General features: G+C 61.8%; 14 protein-coding genes and 1 pseudogene. 10 read left to right on the top strand and 5 right to left on the bottom strand.

Annotated elements, in window-relative coordinates; all coding sequences use genetic code 11:
• The first annotated feature begins 57 nt into the window (after positions 1-57).
• Genes DK871_RS16530 through DK871_RS16495 form a run of 8 tightly spaced genes read left to right on the top strand, consistent with a single transcriptional unit; the run spans position 58 to position 10,513 of the window.
• Entirely contained in the window at positions 58-2,037 is a 1,980-nt protein-coding gene (locus DK871_RS16530) for an exopolysaccharide transport family protein (RefSeq protein ID WP_161905810.1), read from the top strand.
• Complete coding sequence (locus tag DK871_RS16525; RefSeq protein ID WP_161905809.1) at positions 2,037-3,218, top strand: glycosyltransferase; 1,182 nt, start codon at positions 2,037-2,039, stop codon at positions 3,216-3,218. The genes DK871_RS16530 and DK871_RS16525 overlap by 1 nt, the downstream gene beginning before the upstream one ends.
• Entirely contained in the window at positions 3,215-4,555 is a 1,341-nt protein-coding gene (locus DK871_RS16520) for a beta-xylosidase (RefSeq protein WP_161905808.1), read from the top strand. Before DK871_RS16525 ends, DK871_RS16520 begins: the two co-directional genes overlap by 4 nt.
• A 22-nt stretch (positions 4,556-4,577) precedes the next feature.
• Positions 4,578-5,792: a glycosyltransferase family 4 protein gene (locus DK871_RS16515; RefSeq protein WP_161905807.1), complete on the top strand. Its 1,215-nt coding sequence runs from the start codon at positions 4,578-4,580 to the stop codon at positions 5,790-5,792.
• Positions 5,783-6,886 (top strand): glycosyltransferase family 1 protein, encoded by a 1,104-nt coding sequence (locus DK871_RS16510; RefSeq protein WP_161905806.1) that lies wholly within the window; start codon positions 5,783-5,785, stop codon positions 6,884-6,886. Before DK871_RS16515 ends, DK871_RS16510 begins: the two co-directional genes overlap by 10 nt.
• Positions 6,886-8,289, top strand: a complete 1,404-nt coding sequence (locus DK871_RS16505; protein ID WP_161905805.1) for an O-antigen ligase — start codon at positions 6,886-6,888, stop codon at positions 8,287-8,289. Before DK871_RS16510 ends, DK871_RS16505 begins: the two co-directional genes overlap by 1 nt.
• Complete coding sequence (locus tag DK871_RS16500; RefSeq protein ID WP_161905804.1) at positions 8,286-9,107, top strand: DapH/DapD/GlmU-related protein; 822 nt, start codon at positions 8,286-8,288, stop codon at positions 9,105-9,107. Before DK871_RS16505 ends, DK871_RS16500 begins: the two co-directional genes overlap by 4 nt.
• The gene (locus tag DK871_RS16495) at positions 9,107-10,513 is read left to right on the top strand and encodes a lipid II flippase MurJ (protein ID WP_161905803.1); all 1,407 of its coding nucleotides are present in this window, start codon (positions 9,107-9,109) and stop codon (positions 10,511-10,513) included. Before DK871_RS16500 ends, DK871_RS16495 begins: the two co-directional genes overlap by 1 nt.
• 37 nt (positions 10,514-10,550) lie before the next feature.
• On the opposite strand, the gene DK871_RS16490 is transcribed toward DK871_RS16495, so the two are convergent.
• The 3 genes from DK871_RS16490 to DK871_RS16480 all read right to left on the bottom strand — a co-directional run bounded on the left by DK871_RS16490 (position 10,551) and on the right by DK871_RS16480 (position 14,315).
• Positions 10,551-11,129 (bottom strand): DUF4174 domain-containing protein, encoded by a 579-nt coding sequence (locus DK871_RS16490; RefSeq protein ID WP_161905802.1) that lies wholly within the window; start codon positions 11,127-11,129, stop codon positions 10,551-10,553.
• A gap of 152 nt (positions 11,130-11,281) precedes the next feature.
• Complete coding sequence (locus DK871_RS16485; protein WP_161905801.1) at positions 11,282-11,914, bottom strand: glutathione S-transferase family protein; 633 nt, start codon at positions 11,912-11,914, stop codon at positions 11,282-11,284.
• Positions 11,915-11,957: 43 nt separating this feature from the next.
• Positions 11,958-14,315: a DNA polymerase II gene (locus DK871_RS16480; protein WP_161905800.1), complete on the bottom strand. Its 2,358-nt coding sequence runs from the start codon at positions 14,313-14,315 to the stop codon at positions 11,958-11,960.
• Positions 14,316-14,504: 189 nt separating this feature from the next.
• Between DK871_RS16480 and DK871_RS16475 the strand changes: the two are divergent.
• Positions 14,505-15,731, top strand: a pseudogene (locus DK871_RS16475) (autotransporter domain-containing protein); the annotation flags it as partial.
• A gap of 56 nt (positions 15,732-15,787) precedes the next feature.
• Here the strand turns inward: DK871_RS16475 and DK871_RS16470 are convergent.
• Positions 15,788-16,246, bottom strand: coding sequence for an SRPBCC family protein (locus DK871_RS16470; protein WP_161905799.1), 459 nt, complete (start codon positions 16,244-16,246; stop codon positions 15,788-15,790).
• A 98-nt stretch (positions 16,247-16,344) separates the two neighbouring features.
• Between DK871_RS16470 and DK871_RS16465 the strand changes: the two genes are divergently transcribed.
• The gene (locus tag DK871_RS16465) at positions 16,345-16,746 is read left to right on the top strand and encodes a GFA family protein (RefSeq protein WP_161905798.1); all 402 of its coding nucleotides are present in this window, start codon (positions 16,345-16,347) and stop codon (positions 16,744-16,746) included.
• A gap of 1 nt (position 16,747) precedes the next feature.
• On the opposite strand, the gene mrdA is transcribed toward DK871_RS16465, so the two are convergent.
• Positions 16,748-18,640 (bottom strand): penicillin-binding protein 2, encoded by a 1,893-nt coding sequence (gene mrdA, locus DK871_RS16460; protein WP_161905797.1) that lies wholly within the window; start codon positions 18,638-18,640, stop codon positions 16,748-16,750.
• Positions 18,641-18,871: the final 231 nt, after the last annotated feature.

Raw genomic sequence — 18,871 nt, 5'->3', positions numbered from 1 at the left:
TCACTCGAACCAAGCGGTCCCGTCTTTCGTAAACCCCATATGCAATGGAGTGATCCTGTGATCGAAATCCGCTCTCTTCGCGACCTGCTGCGGCTGTTTTTCATCTACCGCCGCGAATTCAAACTGGCCGTACTCACCACGATCGTCATCGCCGTGCTCGGTGCCTTCCTGCTGCCGGCTCGCTACGAGTCGGATGCGCGCTTGCTGGTCAAGCCGGGGCGGGACAACACCACCTTGCCGATCGAGGCCGCCAACCGCCAGACGCTGATTGCCCCAAGCACCCAGCACGACCCGATTGTCGACGAAGAAAAAATGCTCACGGGCCGGCCCATCGTGCATATCGTTGCCGAACGCTATATGGCGATGACCGCCGAGCCGCCGCAAGGCTTCTGGAAGGTCACCAAGTTCTACATCAAGAAGGGCGTGGGCGAAGTCATCAATGGCATTCGAAGTGTGCTGCAGTTCGTCGGCCTTGCCGAGAAACAAAGCCCACTGGAACGCCTGGCGACCTCACTGGAGAAGAACTTCACCGCCGGTCACGAGCCGGGCTCTTCGGTGATCGAGATTTCCTTCACCTGGGACGACCCGGCGGTGGCGCAAAAAATCGTCGAGACATGGGTCAACGCCTACCTCGAAGAACGCGCGCGAATTCTCGGGCGCAAGAGCCTGCACACCTTCTATGAAACCGAACGCGCCAAGGTGGCGGAGAATATCCAGAGCCTGAAGGACCAGTTGCAAGGCCGCTTGAAGCAGATCGACTCGATCAGTGTCGATGCACGCCTGAAGAACCTGACCAACCAGATTGATCGCGTCACCGACGCCAAGGTCAGCGCACAGAACCAGATCTCGGGGATTCGCAGCCTGCTGGCCAACGCCAGCCAGCAGATCAAGAGCCAGCCGGCAGACGTGGTCACGATGCGCGAAACCAGCCTCAACCCCACGCAACTTGACCTCAAGCGCCAGCTTAATGCGCTGCAAGTGGAGCGGGCTCGGCTGTTGCGCACTTACCTGCCGGGCACGCCGCAGGTCAATCAGATCGAGCAGAACATCCGCGACATGGAAGCCCTCAGCGCCCAGGAAGCCACCCGCCTGGAACGCTCGCAGAACACCGCGCCCAACAGCTTGGTGATCAACGTCAAACAGCAAATGATCGACGCCCAGTTGCAAGAGCGCAAACTGGCCGGGGAAATCGAGAACTACGACAAGACCCTTGCCGAACTGCGCACCCAGCGTGACCAGGCGATGACCGATGAGCCGCAACTCAACACCCTGAGCCAACAACTGCGCACGGCCGAAAAGAGCTATGCCTTGTACTCGGACAATCTTGAACAGGCGCGAATCGACCACGAACTGGACACCAGCCAGATCAGCAACATCGCCCTGATCGAACACGCCACTCTCAACCCGGCACGCGTGTTTCCCAAGAGCCTGCTGATGTTGTTGTTCGCTATTCCCGCTGGCGTGGCCGTGGGCTTGCTGACCATCTATGTGCTGTACTTGCTGGACCAGCGCATTCACGATGGCACACGCTTGCAGGACATGTTCCATGTGCCACTGTGGAGCAGCATTCCCGATGTGCAAGACGCAACGCCGGCAGCCGTCACCGCCAGCCTTTATCGCTTGTACAGCCTGCTGCCTCTGGATCGCATCGCCACCCAAGGTTTTGCCCTGGGCCTGACCTCGGCGCGCCATGGCGAGGGTGTGACCTTTATCGTCGAACAACTCAAGCGCACGCTGGAGGAACGTGGTCACCGCGTCTCGGTCGATGGGGCGAACGCGCCAACGCCGGGTGAAGTGTTGCTGCTGGACGCCTCGGCGCTGTCCTCCAACCCGCAGGCGTTCCTGACGCTGCGCCGCGCTGACCAGATCGTACTGGTGATCGAAGCCCGCACCAGCACCGTACCGACGATCGAAAATGCCGTGTCGTTGCTGACCACCGCGTTCGGCAAAGTCGACGGCATGATCCTCAACCGCCGTCGCTTCGAAGTGCCGGCCAAGGTGCTGGCGCGGCTCAATAGCTGGCGTGGGGCGGCCTGATGCGTATCGCATTGCTGGCGCCGCTGCCACCGGAGCAGACCGGGATCGCCGATTACGCCGCGCATTTGCGCAACGCGTTGATCGAACAAGGCCTGGAGGTGGTGACCCCGCTCGCCGGCTGCCTGGAGCTGCCTGAACAGTTGAAGCGCCTGCAGGCCTTTGACTGGCGCAGCGTGGACCTGGTGCATGCTGAACTGGGAGGTGGACGCTTCGGTGAGTTCCAGGCGCTGGAGTACCTGCGCCGGGCGCAACCGCACCTGCCGTTGACCGCCACGGTGCATGACCCGGAGCGCCTGATCTGGCGCCGGGCCAAGCTGTTTTTCCCTTTGACGCTGCTTGAACGCCTGCCTCACCCGCTGCCCCAGGCGGCGGCGCTGCTGGCCGACCCGTTGACCTTGCACGAAGAACGGCGCCTGGCCAAGGGCATGCGCCGCCTGATCACCCTCACTCGCCTGGGCGGCGACTGCCTGCGCCAGCGCATGGGCCTGCGCCCGCAACAGGTGGCGGTGATTGCCCATGGCAACCTGCCTATCGCGCCCCAGGCCTTGCCGCCACTGGCGCCACTGCGTCTGCTGTATTTCGGCTTTATCTACCGTGGCAAGGGCATTGAGGACTTGCTGCTGGCCCTGGCCCAATCACTGGCCGCCCACCCGCAATGCCGAGGCCAGGTACGCCTGACCCTGGCCGGTGGCACCGCGCCGGAAATGACCTTTGACCCCGCCGGCAACTACCTCGATGGCCTGCGCGAGCAGATCAGCGCGCTGCATCTTGAAGATGTGGTGGACTGGCAACTGGACCTGCCCTCGGCGCAGATCCCTTCTACGATCCAGGCGCACCATGTGATGGTGCTGCCCTATCGCGAATCGAAAAAACTCAGTTTCCTGGGGCAGATGCGCGGCACCAGTGGGGCGCTGTCGTGGGCCAATGCGTGCGGGCGCGGGGTGATCACCTCCAACGCCCGTGCCTTTGCCGAAGAGGTGGCCGGCGGCAATGGCATCACCTATCAGCAGGGCGATACAGCGTCCTTGAGCAACGCCTTGAGCCGCTTGATCCTCGACCCGCAACAGGCGCAGCAATGGGCCGCTCAGGCCGCAGCAATCGGCCACCAACGCCAGTGGGCCAACACGGCCCAGCGGTTTGCTGAATTATTTCGGGATGCTTGTGAGGAGCCGTTGCGATGAACCTGTCATCCGTTCGCCCACTGTGGCGCTACTTGCCGCTGGCGCTGTCAATCGCCGTCGGTAGCGCCCTGCTGTTGAGTGAAAAAGTCGATGCACAACCAGTGAACCTGGCCCCGGAGCGCACCGTGGTCTGGAAGGATTTTCTTGGCGTGAACGCGCACTTTTTGTGGTTCACGCCCGAGCAGTACCGCAAGCAGATCAAGCAGTATAAAAAGCTTGGATTGCAATGGGTGCGGGTCGACCTGCACTGGGATCGCCTGGAACCCAAAGAAGAGGATTATCAGCTCGGCACCTTCGATGAGCTGGACCGCACCCTGACCGCCGAAAAACTGCGTTCGGTGTTTTACCTGGTGGGCTCGGCGCCCTTTATCACCACTGCTCCCAAGGGCGCGCCGTTCCAGGACCAGTATCAACCGCGGGACGCCAACATCTATGCGATGCGCCTGGCCGTCCTGGCCAAGCGCTACCCGAATATCGATGCCTGGCAGGTGTGGAATGAACAGAACCTGCCGAACAACTGGCGCCCCAAAGTCAACGCCAAGGAATACGCGCAGTTGTTGTTGGCCAGTCACAAGGCCTTGAACATTGCAGCGCCGGACAAACTGCAGGTCATGGGCGGCATGGCGTATTACAGCCAGATGCCGCCCCGCGGCAAAACCCTGATGTTTGAAGCGCTCGGCGCGCTGGGCGTGCAAAGCCTGGGCATGGTCGCGGCCTATCATCCCTATTCGATGACCCCGGAAACCGATGAACCGGGCAAGAACGAAGTGCTGCTGCGCGGCGATCAACTCAATTCAATGCTGCACGGTGCCGGGATCAAGCAGGTCTGGGCCACTGAGTGGGGCTGGTCCAGCTATGCCGGCCCCAAGGAAATGCAGGACCTGATCGGTGTCGACGGGCAGGCCGATTACACCTTGCGCCGCCTGGCGTTGATGGCGTCCCAGGACTACCAGAAGATCTTCCTGTTCGCGCTGTCCGACCTCGACCAACGCGCCTCGCCACGCGACCAGCATTACGGCCTGTTGAACCTCGATGGCGAACCCAAGCCGGTGTACACCGCCCTCGCCCGCTTCCTGGAGATCACCGGCCCCACGCTTAAACCCGGCAACACGCCGCAGTTGCAGGATGTACCGGACAGCTTCTACAGCGTGGCCTGGACCCGCCCTGACGGAAAAAACCTGCTGATGTATTGGAGCGCCAAAGGCAGCAGCATCAGCCTGCCCGGCATCAACAACGCAGAACTGCTGGACCCGCTGACCGGCGCCCGGCAAACCCTGAGCGACGCCAACGGTATTCGCCCCGTGGTGAAGCCAAGTTTGCAGATACTGGTGTGGTAGCCCTGGGCATGGAGAGCTGTACATGAGAATCCTCTGGATTGTGCCCTACCTGCCGTGGCCGACCACCAGCGGCGGCAAGACGCGGCAGTACCATTTGCTGCGCACCTTGAGTGAGCGCGGGCATCGCATCACGCTGCTGGCGCAATCGAAAACGCCGGCCGATGAAGCGGCGCATGCGGCCTTGGAGCCGTTGCTCGAGCGCCTGATCGTGGTACCACGCCGGCCTCTGAAACATCCACTGACCCTGCTCGGCGGCCTGTTCGCGCCCTGGCCGCTATTGACCACGGTCAACGGCCTGTCGGCACCGTTGCAGGCCCAGTTTGCGCAACTGTTGAATGAGCGCTGGGACGTGATTCAGGTAGAACACAGCTACAGCCTGCAGCCGTTTCTGCGCACCTTGCAGCAGCAACAGCGCGAGTTTGTGCTGACCGAGCACAACCTGGAATCGAGCCTTGGCGGCGCCACTTATGACCGCTTCCCCAAGTGGGCCGCACCGTTTGTGCAGTACGACCAGTGGCGCTGCCGGCAATGGGAACGCAAGGCGTTCGATGCCGCCGCTCATGTGGTCGCCGTGACCGAGGCGGACGCCCAGGCCATGCGGCCGCTGTCGTCGACGCCAGTGAGCGTGGTAGTCAATGGGGTCGACAGCCGCGCCTTCGCCGAGGTCAACGCCGATGCGCAGAGCCAGCGCCTGTTGTTTGTCGGCAACTACGAGTACGCACCGAACCTGGACGCTGTGCAGTGGCTGCTCGAGGAGATCTTCCCCAGGGTCTGGTTGCAGTGCCCGAACGCTCGCCTGGCGGTGGTCGGCTATGGCTTACCCGAACACTGGCGCGAGCGTTGGCCCGATGAACGTATCGAGTGGCTAGGGTTTGTTCCCGACCTGTGCGCCTTGCAACGCCGCTGCGCCGGTTTTGTCGCCCCGTTGCGCCATGGCGGCGGCTCCAAGCTCAAGGTGTTGGAGGCGATGGCCGCCGGCTTGCCGCTGGTGAGCACGGCCCAGGGCGTGTCCGGGTTGGCGGTACAGCCGCAGGTGCATTACCTGGCCGGCGAAAACGCCGAGGCCCTGGCCGACGCCGTTGTGCGCCTGCTGGATGAACCGGCGCTGGCCGGGCGACTGGCCGATGCCGCACGCGACTATGCGCGGCAATACCACGACTGGGCAGTGGCGGGTAATGAACTGGAACACCTCTACCACAGCTTGCTCACCGCCAAGGAGTCTCAGCCATGCGCGTAGCCCTGGACTATCGCCCCGCCACGGTTGCGCCGTCTTCGGGCATCGCCCGTCAGGTCGTGGCCCTGGAAGATGCGCTGCGCGCGCGGGCCAACACCGAGGTGGTGCTGTTCACCGAAGCGCCGCTGGACCACCCGCAACGCCAGACTGCCGTTTGCCCGGCCTGGGCCAGCCCGCTGGACGGTCTGCAACGCCCACAGGTGCGCCTGCGGTTCGAACGCGGGTTCTTGCCCAAGGCGCTGCACGAGCAGCAGATCGACCTGTACATCGCCACGGCCAATATGGGCTTGCCGCTGTGTCGCAAACCCGCCGGCACCCGCTATGTGCTGGTGCTGCATGACCTGTTTCAGCTCACCCACCGCAACTTTCATCGCTCCAAGCTCAAGGCCCTGGCCTATCGTCTGATCGACGGGGCTTCGATTGCCTGGTCGGTATGGCAGGCTGATCGGGTGTGGTGCCCTTCGCAGTTTTCCTGCAATGAAGCCGCGCGCCTGTTCCCCTGGGCACGGGCCAAGTTCCGCGTACTGAACAATCTTGTGCCCGAACTGAATGCAGCGCCAGAGCCGCTGCCCGCCAACCTGCCGGCGCGTTACTGGCTGGTGGTGGGCACGCGGGAGCCGCGCAAGAACATGGCGTTCTTCTTGCGCCAATGGCAGGCCTGCCGTGCGCTGAACCCTGATGTGCCGGACATGGTACTGGTGGGCCACGCCAGTGATGTACCGGCATCACTCGGCGACCTGCCGGGCCTGCATTGGTGCAGTGGTTTATCGGACGGCCAACTGCAAGCGCTCTACCGGCATGCCGCGTGCCTGTGGCAGCCATCCTATGCTGAGGGCTTTGGCTTGCCGGTGGTGGAAGCCTTGAGTGTCGGCACGCCGGTAGCGGTGGCACGCGGCAGCGCCCTGGATGAAATCGCGCCGCCCAACGCCCCGCGCTTCGCCCCCCATGATGCCGAGCAACTGCACAAGGTCATGCAACAACTGGCCGGCGCCGAGGCCACGCCAGACGGCGAAACACACCGCGCCTGGGCCCGGCAATTTGCCGAACCGGCTTATCGCGCGCGCCTGGACACTTTGCTCAAGGAATTGGACCGCTAATGCTGCCAGGAAAATTCGTCAGTCTGCTGCTGGGCCTGGTGTTCGGCGGGTTGCTGTTGGCCCTGTCGCCGATCAAGGTCATGCTGGTGGTGGCCGGTGTGGCCGTGGCCTTGACCCTGATCCGCTTTCCCCTGTGGGGCTTGCTGATTTTCGCGGTACTGGCCACCAGTATTCCCTACACCACCTTGCAACTGGGCATCCGCACCACCGTCAGCGAGGCGGTGCTGGGGCTGACCTGGGTCGGGGTGTTCTGGCAATCGTTCATCGGCAAGACGCGTGGCTTCATGCTGTGGCGGCCGACCGAGCGGGCGCTGATGTGGCTGATGCTGTTCAGCACCATTCCGTTTATCTGGGGCATGCTGATCATCCATGCCGAAGGCAACGGGCCGGTGAACTGGGTGCGCTGGCTGATGAACCTGTCGATGTTGTTTATCGTGCCGCTGCTGCTGCGCACCGACGCCGACCGCGACAAGGTGGTGGTCGCCCTGTTGCTGGGTAACCTGGCGATGCTGTTGCTGTCGATCTTCATGTTCCTGAAGACGCGCAATGCGATGTCGATGATCGATATTCTCACCGACCTCAAATACGCCCACCCGGAAGCGGTGAAGGATATTTTCTCCGCCAACTACACGCGCATGGCCTCGCCCTGGGTGCACCCAAACCTGACCGGTGGCGTGCTGGTGCTGTTTATTCCGCTGGCACTGTTTTATGGCTGGACCCGCAGCGGCTGGCGTCGGGCGCTGGGCCTGGCCGTGGCGGTGCTGGGGTGTGCCGGCCTGCTGCTGAGTATTTCCCGTGGCGCCATCGTGGCCCTGGCGCTGGTGTTGATCTGGCTGGCCTACAAGCGCGTGCCGAACAGCGGGCGCATCATCGGTATCGGGGCGGCGTTCGCGGTTGCGCTGGTGATGTTCTACCCGCCGTTGCAGGACCGCTTGATGACCATCTTCTCGACCACCAACGCCAGTACCGAAATCCGCTTTGACGAGTACGCCAGGTTCCCCGCCGCCATGGCGACCTACCCCCTGGGGATCGGCTTCAAGATCGACCCGCCCGTGCCCGGTTCCAATCTGTTGGGGATCTCCAACCTGTGGCTGAACTTTATCTACAAGGTGGGCCTACCCGGGATGCTGCTGTTTATCACCGTCACCCTGTTGTGGTGGCGCGAAGTGCGGCCCCTGGGCCAGGTGCGCAAGGTCACCGCCGACAATGCGCTGTGGCTGGGGTGCATCTGCGGCGTGCTGGCGGCGCTGCTGACGGGGATTTTCGACCACTATTTCAGCTTCACCTTTGTACTGATCGCGCTGTTCTGGCTGTTGATGGGCATGAGCCTGCAACAGGTGCGCCTGCACCCCACCGTGACCGCCACTGTTCCTGCTACTGCGCCAAAGGATAACCAACCATGAAGCACCGGATGATTCACTCCACCGACTTGCGCGAGCGCCTCCCCACGCTGGCCAGTGAACTGGGCGTAAGCCTGCCAGACCTGGAAGAGGCGCTGGACTGGTGCCTGGCCCACGACGTGGTATTCGAAGAAGGCGAAGGCGACAACAAGCGCTTCTGGATCAGCTCCATCGACCTGGAAACCGCGATTGAGCACCCGGTGGCGCGCCGCCTGTTCCACCGGATGAAACAGGACCTTGCGGCCCAGCTACTGCCGCGTTACGGCAAAAACTGGGCAACCGTCAAAGACCGGTGGCGCAGTGTCTGGGACATGGCCTACAACATCTTGATCAACAAGATCCCCAGCCACCATGTACGCATTGCCTGGCTGCGCCTGGGTGGCGCGAAGATCGGCAAGGGCTCCAGCGTGTGGCGTAACACCGAAGTGCTGGGCATGCACAATCTGGTGGTCGGCGACGACTCGGTCATCGGTTGGCATTGCCAGGTAGACGCCCGCGCCGGACTGGTGATCGGCAACCATGTGGCGATTGCCTCCCACGTGCTGATCATCGCCGGCAGCCATGATTTGCAGGCGCCGGAGTTCTGGTCGATTTCCGGGCCGATCTACATCGACGACTACGTGTGGATCGGCAGCCGAGCGTTGATCGGCTACGGCACGCACCTGGGCCATGGTTCGGTGATCAGCGCCAATACCGTGGTGGCCAAAGCCGTGGCGCCCTACAAAATCATTGGCGGCAGCGGCGCCAAAATCATGGGCGAACGTTGCCATGATCTGAACTACAAGGTGGGTGGCAAAGGCCTGTTCACCCTGTTCCACTGATGTTCGGCAGCACGCTCTGGCTGACCCTGGCGACGCTCGCCGGGCTGGTGGCCGGTTTTGCCCGCGAATGGCTGCTGGTGGCGGCCTGGGGCGCGGGCAGTCGCAGCGACGGATTTCTGGTGGCGGTGTTTTTGCCCGAAGCATTGCGCATGACCCTGGCCGCCGGCTTGCTCGCAGCGGCTGCCCTGCCCCTCTATCAGCAACGCGACCCACAGCGCCAGCAAGCCTGGCTGGCCAGCCTGTCACCTCGCCTGCTCGGCGTGGGCCTGGCCCTGTTTGCCCTACTGGCGCTGGGCGCGCCGCTGTGGGTGCGCCTGATCGGCCCCGGCCTGGACGCCGCGGCCCATGCCCAAGCCGCCGCCAACCTGCGCTGGCTGGCCGCCTGTGCGCCAGGCTTGGTGATGCACGGGTTGTTCAGCATTCCCTTGCAGGCACGCCAACGTTTTGTCCTGCCGGGCCTGGGCTCTTTACTGTTCAATCTGCCACCGGTGCTGTACCTGTTTGTCCGTGGCAGCTCCAGCGACAGCGCCGAGCTGGCCATGAGCTTTTTTGCGGGCAGCGTGTTGATGTGCCTGCCGTTGCTGGCGCCGGTCTGGTCCTTCGGCTGGCGGCCGTGGCAGGTCAGCGGCGACCCGCTGGCAGGCCGCGAATTGCTGGGGCGTATCGGCCCATTGTTGGCCAGCAACGTGGCCAGCCAAGGCCTGGCGCTACTGGAACGGTTGATCGCCAGCTTCCTGGGGGACGGCGCTGTGACGTGGGTTAACCTCGCGCGCAAGCTGATCAACCTGCCACTGATTGCCTTGATGAGCCTTAACCAAGTGCTGCTGGGCATGATGAGCGGCGAGCAAGGCCAACAGCGCCTGGCCCTGCTGCGCCGCGGCCTGGATGCAGCGACCCTGCTGAGCCTGCCTGCGGCCTTCGGCCTGATTGGCGCCAGCCCCACGCTGATCCATCTGCTGATGCCCGCCCAGAGCATCGACGGCCCACTGCCGGCGCTGCTGGCCTGGTTCGCCACGCCACTGGTGTTTGGCGCCTGGAACGCGATGCTCGCCCGCTATGCCTATGCCAGTGGCGACACGCGCCTGCCGCTCAATTGCGAACTGTTGGGCAGCCTGGTCAACGCCGCTTTGCTGGTGGTGCTGCCCTATTGTTTCGGCCTGCCGGGGATCGCCTTGGCGGCGTTGGGTGGCGTGGTGGTGACCAACCTGTTGCTGATGCACCGCCAGCAACTGCTCGGCCAACTGGGCTGGCCGTTGCAGTGGGGCTTGAGCGGGGTGCTGTTGGGCGTGGCGGCGCTGGCCCTGCACCCCTTGCACAACGATGGGTGGCAGTTGGGGTTGAGTAGCCTGGCCGGCGCGCTGATGTTGCTGGGGTTGGGGCTTTGGCTCAAGCCGTGGAAAGCCTGAGGCCGGTTCCCACCAGAACGGTGGGAGGGGGACCCGTTCAATCCTCCAGTGGCTTGGGGGCTTTGCTGCCGGGCTTGGCGGGTTTGCTGCCCTTGGCCGCAGCCGCTGGCGCGGCTGGAACAGGCTCCGGCTCCGCGGGCGCGGCCAGCTCCTTTTCCGCCTGAGGCATTTGGTCGATGGCGCTGAAGAATTCCTTCAGGTCGAGGCTGTCCGGGGGTACGGTTTTTTCGAGTTTCTTCTCGCCGTCCTTGCCGATCAGGATCACCTTGGTGCCGCTGCCGACGCCGAGTTTGAGGGCGCGGATCAGCGCGTTGGTTTCTGGCGGCGTGAGCTTTTTACTGTCCTTGGGGTCCTTGGCGAACTTCTCCCCTTCGGCGCCGATACTGCCGAACTTGACGGTGTAGAACACCATGCTGCGCTCTTCGAAGGACTGCTTGGTGGCAGCCTCTTCCAATTGTTTCTTCAGCGTTGCCAGTGTCGGGTTTCCAGCATCAAGTTCCACGACCACCAGGGGGCGCGTCTTGCCCAATTCCTGCTTGAGCGGATTATCATCAGCGGCCAACAACGGCCCCGTAAAAGCCATCAAGGTAGCCAGGGTCAGCGACCGGATGAGCATGCGCACCTCCTTTGAATTTCATGCAGGGTTCTTGAGTTTCATGTCTGCGACAGCCAAATTCAAGGATGATTCCTACACCACCTTGAGAAGCGTAGGTCAGGAAGCCCGCTACGCAAGGGCTTGGACACTGGCCTGGTCATTGTTTCTTCCGGTTACGAGGCCTTCCACTGCGGCCAATGCCGGGCAAAAACGGGGGCCACGACCGGGTCGGCGTCTACCCGCTCCAGGCTCTGCGCAAAGCCCGGCGCCAGATTGCCGAGCACCTCGCGCGCGTCGTCCCAACGCGACACCGCCGCCGCCATGATGCCCAGTGCATTCGGCGCGTTGCTTGGGGTAAACAGCTGGCCGGCAAACTGATCGGCAAACACGACCCAGGCCTGGTGCAGGTAGCGTCGTGTGCCACTGACCAGTTGCGCTTGCTGCGCCTCATCGGCATTGCCCAACCAGCGTTGCGGGTAGTCGATGATACCGATCGCCGAATAGCAGTTGGCGGCAATGTACAGCAAGCCGCGCAGGATCTGTGTACGATCGCCGGCCAGCAACTGGGCCTTGGGATACTCCAGGCCCAGGTGGATCAGGATCGCGGCGCTTTCGGACAGTACTTGGCCACTTGGAGTGACCAGGGTGGGGATCTGCTTGAGTGGATTGATACGTGCAAGGGCGTCACTGCCCTCGCCGTCCTGCCAGGAACTGGCCTCCACGCGATGCCACGGCACTGTGCAGCGTTGCAGGGCAATTTCGATCATGCAGGAGCCGGATTCGTCGGTGCCATAAAGGGTGTACATGGGCGTTTCCTCCTGAGCCAAGGGTGAGCCTGTGGTCGATTAGCTAGAATAGCCCCATTTGCCCGCCCACCAACGTACCGAAATCATCATTCACGAACGGCAGGATCGCATCGGCCACGGGCTGCAATTGGCGCGTGACGTAGTGGTCGTAGTCGATGGGCGCCTGCCGCACTTCCAGCGGTTCCGGGCCGTTGACGCTGATCACGTAGCTGATCCAGCCACCGCGCTGGTACTGGCGCGGGCGGCCCAGGCGGTCGTTGTACTCGTCTGCCAGGCGCGCGGCGCGTACGTGGGGCGGGACGTTGCGTTCGTAGTCGTGCAAGGGCCGGCGCAGGCGTTTGCGGTAGATCAGCAACTCATCGAATTCGCCGCTCAAGGTACGCCGCACGTAGTCGCGTATGTAGTCCTGATGGGGTTGGCGATGGAAGATGCGTTGGTAGAGTTCCTGCTGGAATTGCCGGGCCAGGGGTGACCAGTCGCTGCGCACGGTTTCCAGGCCCTTGTAGACCATGTCTTCACTGCCATCTTCGCGCACGACCAGGCCGGCATAGCGCTTTTTGCTGCCCTCCTCGGCGCCACGAATGGTCGGCATCAGGAAGCGACTGAAGTGGGTTTCGTATTGCAGCTCCAGAGCGCTTTGCAGGCCGAACTCGTTGCTCAGGTGCGCGCACCACCAGTCGTTGACGTGCTTCACCAGCGCCAGGCCGATGCGATTGGCATCCTGCGCAGACTGCGCGCTGCCCAGCCAGACGAAGGTGGAATCGGTGTCGCCGTAAATCACCTCGTACCCTTGGGCCTCTACCAGCGCGCGGGTCTGGCGCATGATCTGGTGCCCCCGCAGGGTGATTGAGGACGCCAGCCGCGTGTCGAAGAACCGACAGCCGCTGGAGCCGAGCACACCGTAAAAGGCGTTCATGATGATCTTCAGTGCCTGGGAGAGCGGCGCATTGCGCTCGCGCTTGGCCTCTTCGCGGCCTTCGGACACGCGGGTGACGATGGAAGGCAGGCAGTGCCGGGTGCGGGAGAAGCGCGCCCCGCGAAAGCCTTCCACCGAGTCGCTGTCGTCGGGATGCTTGAGGCCTTCGATCAAGCCCACCGGGTCGATGAGGAAACTGCGGATGATCGACGGGTAAAGACTTTTGTAGTCCAGCACCAGCACCGATTCATAAAGCCCCGGGCGCGAGTCCATGACAAATCCGCCGGGGCTGGCTTGGGGCGGTTTGTCGCCCAGGTTCGGCGCAACAAACCCCTGGCGGTGCATCAACGGCATGTACAGGTGGGTGAAGGCAGCCACGGAGCCGCCGTTGCGGTCGGCCGGCAACCCGGTGACGCTGGCGCGTTCGAGCAGGAACTTGAGCAGCTCGGTCTTCTCGAAAATCCGTGTGACCAGTTCGCAGTCCTTGAGGTTGTAGCGCGCCAGGGCTGGCTTGTCCTCGGCGAACATGCGGTTGATTTCGTCCATGCGCTGGTACGGTGTGGAGATGTCCTTGCCTTCGCCAAGCAGGGTTTGCGCGACGTTTTCCAGGCTGAAGGATTCAAAACTCCAGGTGGCCGAACGCAGCGCTTCGATACCGTCGATGATCAACCGCCCCGCCGCCGCAGCGAAGTAGTGATTGCGGCTGCCGTGCTCACGCCAGGCCATGGCTTCACCGCCACGTCCCAGCAACAGCGGCACGTTCAGGCGTTGGGCGTGTTCGTGGAGGACGCGCAGGTCGAACTGCACCACATTCCAGCCGATGATCGCGTCGGGATCAAACGTGGCCAGCCATTGGTTGAGGCGTTCGAGCAGTTGCGCGCGGGTGTCGCAATAGTCGAGCTTGAAATCCACCGCGTCGGTTTTGTTCGGCGGGCCGAGCATGTACACCTGGCGTTCGCCGCAGCCTTCGAGGGCGATGGAGTAGAGATCGCCCTGGGCGGTGGTCTCGATGTCCAGGGACACCAGCTTCAAGGGCGGGCGGTAGTCGGGGGCGGGCTTCATCTGCGCGTCGAGCAAGGTGCCGCTTGCATCCGCAGTGCCGCCGAACCACACCGGGGCGGTGATAAAACGCTCCATCATGTAGCGCTCGGGCGGGCGCACGTCACCTTCGTAGACATCGACCCCGGCAGCGCGCAGGCGCTTTTCGATGTCCATCAACTGTCGGTGCTGGCGCGCATAGAGGCCCAGGACCGGGCGGTGATGAAAGTCGCACAGCTGCAACGGGCGCAACTCGAGATCGCGCTCGCCCTTGAGCAACCAATCGAGCGGCTTGCGATGAGCCTCCGGGATGAACACCACCGAGGTTTGCACGGGTAGGCGAATGCACCGTGGCCCTTGGTCGGTGGCCAGCCAGAAGCTGACCTCCGTGCCCGCCGGGGTATCGCGCCAATGCCGGGTCAGGACAAAACCCTGCTGTAAATCCACCGTACCGCACCTCAAGAATCGCATTCAGGGCGTGATTCTACTCGGCATCCGGGCCAAGGCGGCGGGTAAACGCACACCTAGCGCGCAATATCCTAAAAAGGATGTCATCGCTTTTTAGGATAAGAATGCGCTGGCAATATCAAATGGCTATATAGGAAGATAGCGCGATTCAAGAAAAGGATTTCGCGCTACACACGCAACGATGTCGAGTTCATCGATTACGCCCGTACCCGTAACGCCGCCCGCGCAGTCAACAGCATCGAGTCCATCACGTGGAGCCACTGGAGCAACTGGGATGGCAGTTTCCCCCCGCCCTCCATGATGCCAAACCCCAACCCGCTCTATGACGCGCTGCTGGCCACCTCGGAAACCACGGCCAGCGCCGCGCTCGAGGCCCTGGCAGGCAGCAGCAACGCCAACCTCGCCAGTGCCACACTGGCGGCCAGCAGCCAAGTAGGCACGTCCATGCTGTCGGCCATGCGCCAGATGAGCAGCAGTTCAAGCTTGCTGGTCGGGCTTGAGTCGGCGCAAACACCTGAGCTGGCCGTAACTGGCATCCCCAGCAGTGCGCGCAACTTGAATGATCCAAACGCACGAGGCCGTCTGTGGCTGCAAGGTCTCGGCAGCTACGGCAAGCTTGATGGCCAGCACGGTAATGAGTCTTCACAGCAGCGCACACAAGGCAGCCTGCTGGGGGTTGACTGGTCCTTGTCGCCGCTCTGGCGCCTGGGTGTACTGGGCGGCTATTCGAAGACCGATATGGACAGCCACAACGTCGATAATTCATTACGCAGCTGGCACGCGGGGGCATATGCCGTACGCCAGGATGGCCCATTGGCGTTGCGCCTGGGGGCTGCGTACAGCCAACACAGGGGTAACAACAAGCGCACAGTAGAGTTTGCAGGTTTCAGCGAGCGACCCAAGGGTGATTACGACGCCGATAGCCAGCAAGCTTTTGCCGAACTGGGTTACATGCTGGGTAACGGCCGATTGAATATCGAGCCCTTCGCCAACCTCGGCTATCAGCGCTATCACCGCGACAACTACCGCGAGAAAGGCGGTGATGCTTCACTCAAGGTGGATGCACAAATCCAGGACAATGTCAGCAGTGCCTTCGGGGTACGCCTGGCTCATCTGAGCCAACTGGACAATGGCATCAGCCTGACCCCGCAGGCCAGCTTCGGCTGGCGGCACCTCTATGGCAATGTCGACAGCAAGACTCGGCAGGCTTTTTTGATTGGCGGCGATGCCTTCAATATTGAAGGCAACGCACTGGACCGCGACAGCTTGATGGTTGAAGTGGGGTTGGCGGTGGGTTTGTCTGCGCAGCAGAACCTGAGTGTCGGTTACAACGGCGAGCTGGGTAGCAATAGCCGCAATCATGCGGTGGTCGGCCAGTGGCAGATGAGTTTCTAAAGCAATCGAATGCACGCTGGCGTGAAGCCGGGCATCCACCATGATGCCCGTTCGGGTCAGGCTCGGCTCAGGTAGTTTTCGATATTGCCCATTTGTTCGTCCCAGCCACGGGAGTTCATTTTGAAAGCTTTCTGACGCCGCGCTTCGGGAACCTGGTCAAAACCGGACTCGACCACCTGCAAGAGGATGCCTGGAGCGCGATCTTCAATCGTGAACTCCACCAGCGTCGGTATTTCCTTGTCGTAGTCGACGCCCTCTTCCACTGCGAAAGGATGCCACCAGAAAGAAAACAGCGTTTGGGGCAGGATGCGTTCGATCCTGGCCTTCCACACGACATGTTCGTAACCTTTGTAGGTAATTGGCGCTTCAATGGTTTCTCCGGCCACAAAGGTTTTACCTTTAAGCGCGATACCGAACCACTGACCAAATTGCTCCGCCTGCGTGAGTGCCTCCCAGACCTGTTTACGTGATGCGTTGAGCAGGACTTTGCGTTCGATGCAATCTAATACGTGCATAAGTCACCTCCTTCATTGAACAGTAGGCGACATCAACCAATGCGCAACCTTGCGTTGTGCGCGATGATGATGACCCCCTCCTTGCCTGGCCATAGGTTATGACTGACCCACTGAATGGAAGTTGCTTGTGCAAAGGTGTGCGCTACCAAGTGGACAGCCTGGACATGCCCATCAGCCACTGCCACTGCGAAAGCTGCCGCAAGGCGCACGCGGCCGCGTTTGTTGCCACGGTCGGGGTGATGCGCGAGCATTTTCGCTGGACGCAGGGTGAGGAACTGCTGTCGTCCTTTGAATCTTCGCCGGGCAAATTCAGGCATTTCTGCTCGCGCTGCGGCGCGCATCTGATCGCTGAACGTGGGCATCAGCCCCATGTGATTGTGCGGGTAGCGACGCTGGATGATGATCCGGGCGTCAGGCCCACCTCGCATATCTGGACGGCCCATGAAGTGCCCTGGCTGGCCTATGACGGCGTAGCGCGCTGGGACGAGTGGAAGGTTTGAGTCAAACCCGTGGATCGCCCGGAGCCTTGGCCGGCGCTGCATATTGCGGCTTGAGGTGGCCTTCCTGGTCGAGCAGCCAGGCATCCATGATTTGTCGCACCACAGGCCCGGCTACACGGCCGCCGGCCTCACCGTTTTCGATCATGACTGAAATCACGATTTTCGGATGTTCGGCCGGCGCAAAGCCGACGAACAAGGCGTTATCGCGATGCCGCTCCAACGTCTTGTTGCGGTTGTAGCGCTCACCCTGCTTGATCGCCACCACCTGGGCGGTACCACTCTTGCCGGCGATACGGTATTGGGCGCCTTGTGCTGCCGCTCGGGCGATACCGCGGGGATCGTGCATCACCAATTGCATGCCGTGGTTGACCTGCTCCCAGTCACGCGGGTCCTTGAGCACCACGTTGGGCATTGGGTGTTCATCTACAGGCGCCACACCGTTGATGGTCTTGGCCAGGTGCGGCCGGTTCCATACACCTTTGTTGGCGATCAATGCAGTGGCCTGGGCCAATTGCAGTGGCGTCACCTGCATATAGCCCTGGCCAATGCCGAGGATCACGGTTTCGCCTGGGAACCACGGCTGGCGACGGGTCGCACGCTTCCAGGCTTGGGATGGCATCAGGCCGGCAGATTCTTCGAACATATCCAGGGACACTTTCTGGCCCAGGCCGAACTCGGCCAGATAGTCGTGCAGGCGGTCGATCCCGAGCTTATGGGCCAGGTCGTAGAAGTAAGTGTCGTTGGAACGCATGATGGCCGCGTCCATGTCCACCCAGCCGTCACCGCTGTGGTTCCAGTTGCGGTATTTGTGGTCAAAGTCTGGCAACTGATAGTAACCCGGGTCGAACACTCGGGTTTGTGGGGTAACGACACCACTGTCGAGACCGGCAATGGCCACTTCCGGCTTGATGGTTGAACCTGGCGCATAGAGCCCGCGTAGCACGCGGTTGAACAGCGGCCGGTCAATGGAGTCGTGCAGCGCGGCGTACTCCTTGAAGCTGATGCCGGTGACGAACAGGTTCGGATCGAAACTCGGTTTACTGACCATGGCCAGTACTTCACCGGTTTGCGGGTCCAGGGCGACTACCGAACCACGGCGGTCACCCAAGGCCTCTTCGGCGGCTTCCTGTAGCTTGACGTCGAGGCTCAGGACGATGTTTTTGCCAGGGACCGGATCGGTGTGCTTGAGCACGCGCAGCACACGGCCCTGTGCGTTGGTCTCCACCTCTTCATAACCGACATGGCCATGCAGTTCTGACTCGTAAAAGCGCTCGATTCCGGTTTTGCCGATGGATTGGGTACCGCGGTACTCCACCGAATCAAGGGTCTTGGATTCTTTTTCGTTGATACGACCGACGTAGCCAATGGAGTGGGCAAAGTGCGCGCCCAGGGGGTAATGGCGAACGAATTGTGGCTCGACATCCACCCCAGGTAGGCGGAACTCGTTGACGGCCAAAACGGCGATCTGCTCTTCGGTCAACTCATAAAACAACGTGACGGGAACAAACGGGTGACGGGCCTGCTTGAGCGCCTTATCAAACACCGCCCGGTCTTCGGCAGGCAGGTGCAATAGATTGACGATCTCGTCCAGCTCAGCCTTGAGGTCGGCGGTGCGCTCACGGGTGATGGTCAGGTTATAACTAGGGCGGTTGTCGGCCAGGACTACTCCATTACGGTCATAGATCAAGCCGCGAGTCGGTGTGATGGGTAGTACGTGGACCCGGTTGTTTTCCGAAATTGTGGAGTGGTAGTCGTACTGCACCACCTGCAGGAAATACATGCGCCCTACCAGCGCACATGTGATCCCAATCACCAGCAACGCGCAGGCGAGCAAGCGCTTGTTGACCAGGCGGTTTTCTTTTTCGTGATCTTTGATAGGTATCGGTTCAGGCATTTCTACAGCATCTCGTTGGAAAAGGTCGACGCCGCATCCTGCGGATAAAGATCAATCCTTGTGAAAATGTGCTGCACCATAGCAAAAATGCAGAAACACTTTGTATCGAATTCCCTCAACGGCAGCTTATTTAATGTTGCCAGAAGCGCTGGAATTTTCGAGCGCCCAAAACAAAACCCCAACTGCTTTCGCAATTGGGGTTTCGGAATTTAATCTTGACGATGACCTACT

This window comes from Pseudomonas sp. L13, assembly GCF_009935965.1.
GTDB classification, from domain to species: domain Bacteria; phylum Pseudomonadota; class Gammaproteobacteria; order Pseudomonadales; family Pseudomonadaceae; genus Aquipseudomonas; species Aquipseudomonas lactis.
Note: the sequence above shows the minus strand (reverse complement) of the source record. Positions and strands in the feature narration are given on the sequence as shown.

What these genes read in the sequence shown, in the direction of transcription:
- DK871_RS16525 (WP_161905809.1), top strand. Translation starts at nt 2,037, where the DNA reads ATGCGTATCGCATTGCTGGCGCCGCTGCCACCGGAGCAGACCGGGATC.
- DK871_RS16520 (WP_161905808.1), top strand. Translation starts at nt 3,215, where the DNA reads ATGAACCTGTCATCCGTTCGCCCACTGTGGCGCTACTTGCCGCTGGCG.
- DK871_RS16515 (WP_161905807.1), top strand. Translation starts at nt 4,578, where the DNA reads ATGAGAATCCTCTGGATTGTGCCCTACCTGCCGTGGCCGACCACCAGC.
- DK871_RS16510 (WP_161905806.1), top strand. Translation starts at nt 5,783, where the DNA reads ATGCGCGTAGCCCTGGACTATCGCCCCGCCACGGTTGCGCCGTCTTCG.
- DK871_RS16505 (WP_161905805.1), top strand. Translation starts at nt 6,886, where the DNA reads ATGCTGCCAGGAAAATTCGTCAGTCTGCTGCTGGGCCTGGTGTTCGGC.
- DK871_RS16500 (WP_161905804.1), top strand. Translation starts at nt 8,286, where the DNA reads ATGAAGCACCGGATGATTCACTCCACCGACTTGCGCGAGCGCCTCCCC.
- DK871_RS16495 (WP_161905803.1), top strand. Translation starts at nt 9,107, where the DNA reads ATGTTCGGCAGCACGCTCTGGCTGACCCTGGCGACGCTCGCCGGGCTG.
- DK871_RS16490 (WP_161905802.1), bottom strand. Translation starts at nt 11,129, where the DNA reads ATGCTCATCCGGTCGCTGACCCTGGCTACCTTGATGGCTTTTACGGGG.
- DK871_RS16485 (WP_161905801.1), bottom strand. Translation starts at nt 11,914, where the DNA reads ATGTACACCCTTTATGGCACCGACGAATCCGGCTCCTGCATGATCGAA.
- DK871_RS16470 (WP_161905799.1), bottom strand. Translation starts at nt 16,246, where the DNA reads ATGCACGTATTAGATTGCATCGAACGCAAAGTCCTGCTCAACGCATCA.
- DK871_RS16465 (WP_161905798.1), top strand. Translation starts at nt 16,345, where the DNA reads ATGACTGACCCACTGAATGGAAGTTGCTTGTGCAAAGGTGTGCGCTAC.
- mrdA (WP_161905797.1), bottom strand. Translation starts at nt 18,640, where the DNA reads ATGCCTGAACCGATACCTATCAAAGATCACGAAAAAGAAAACCGCCTG.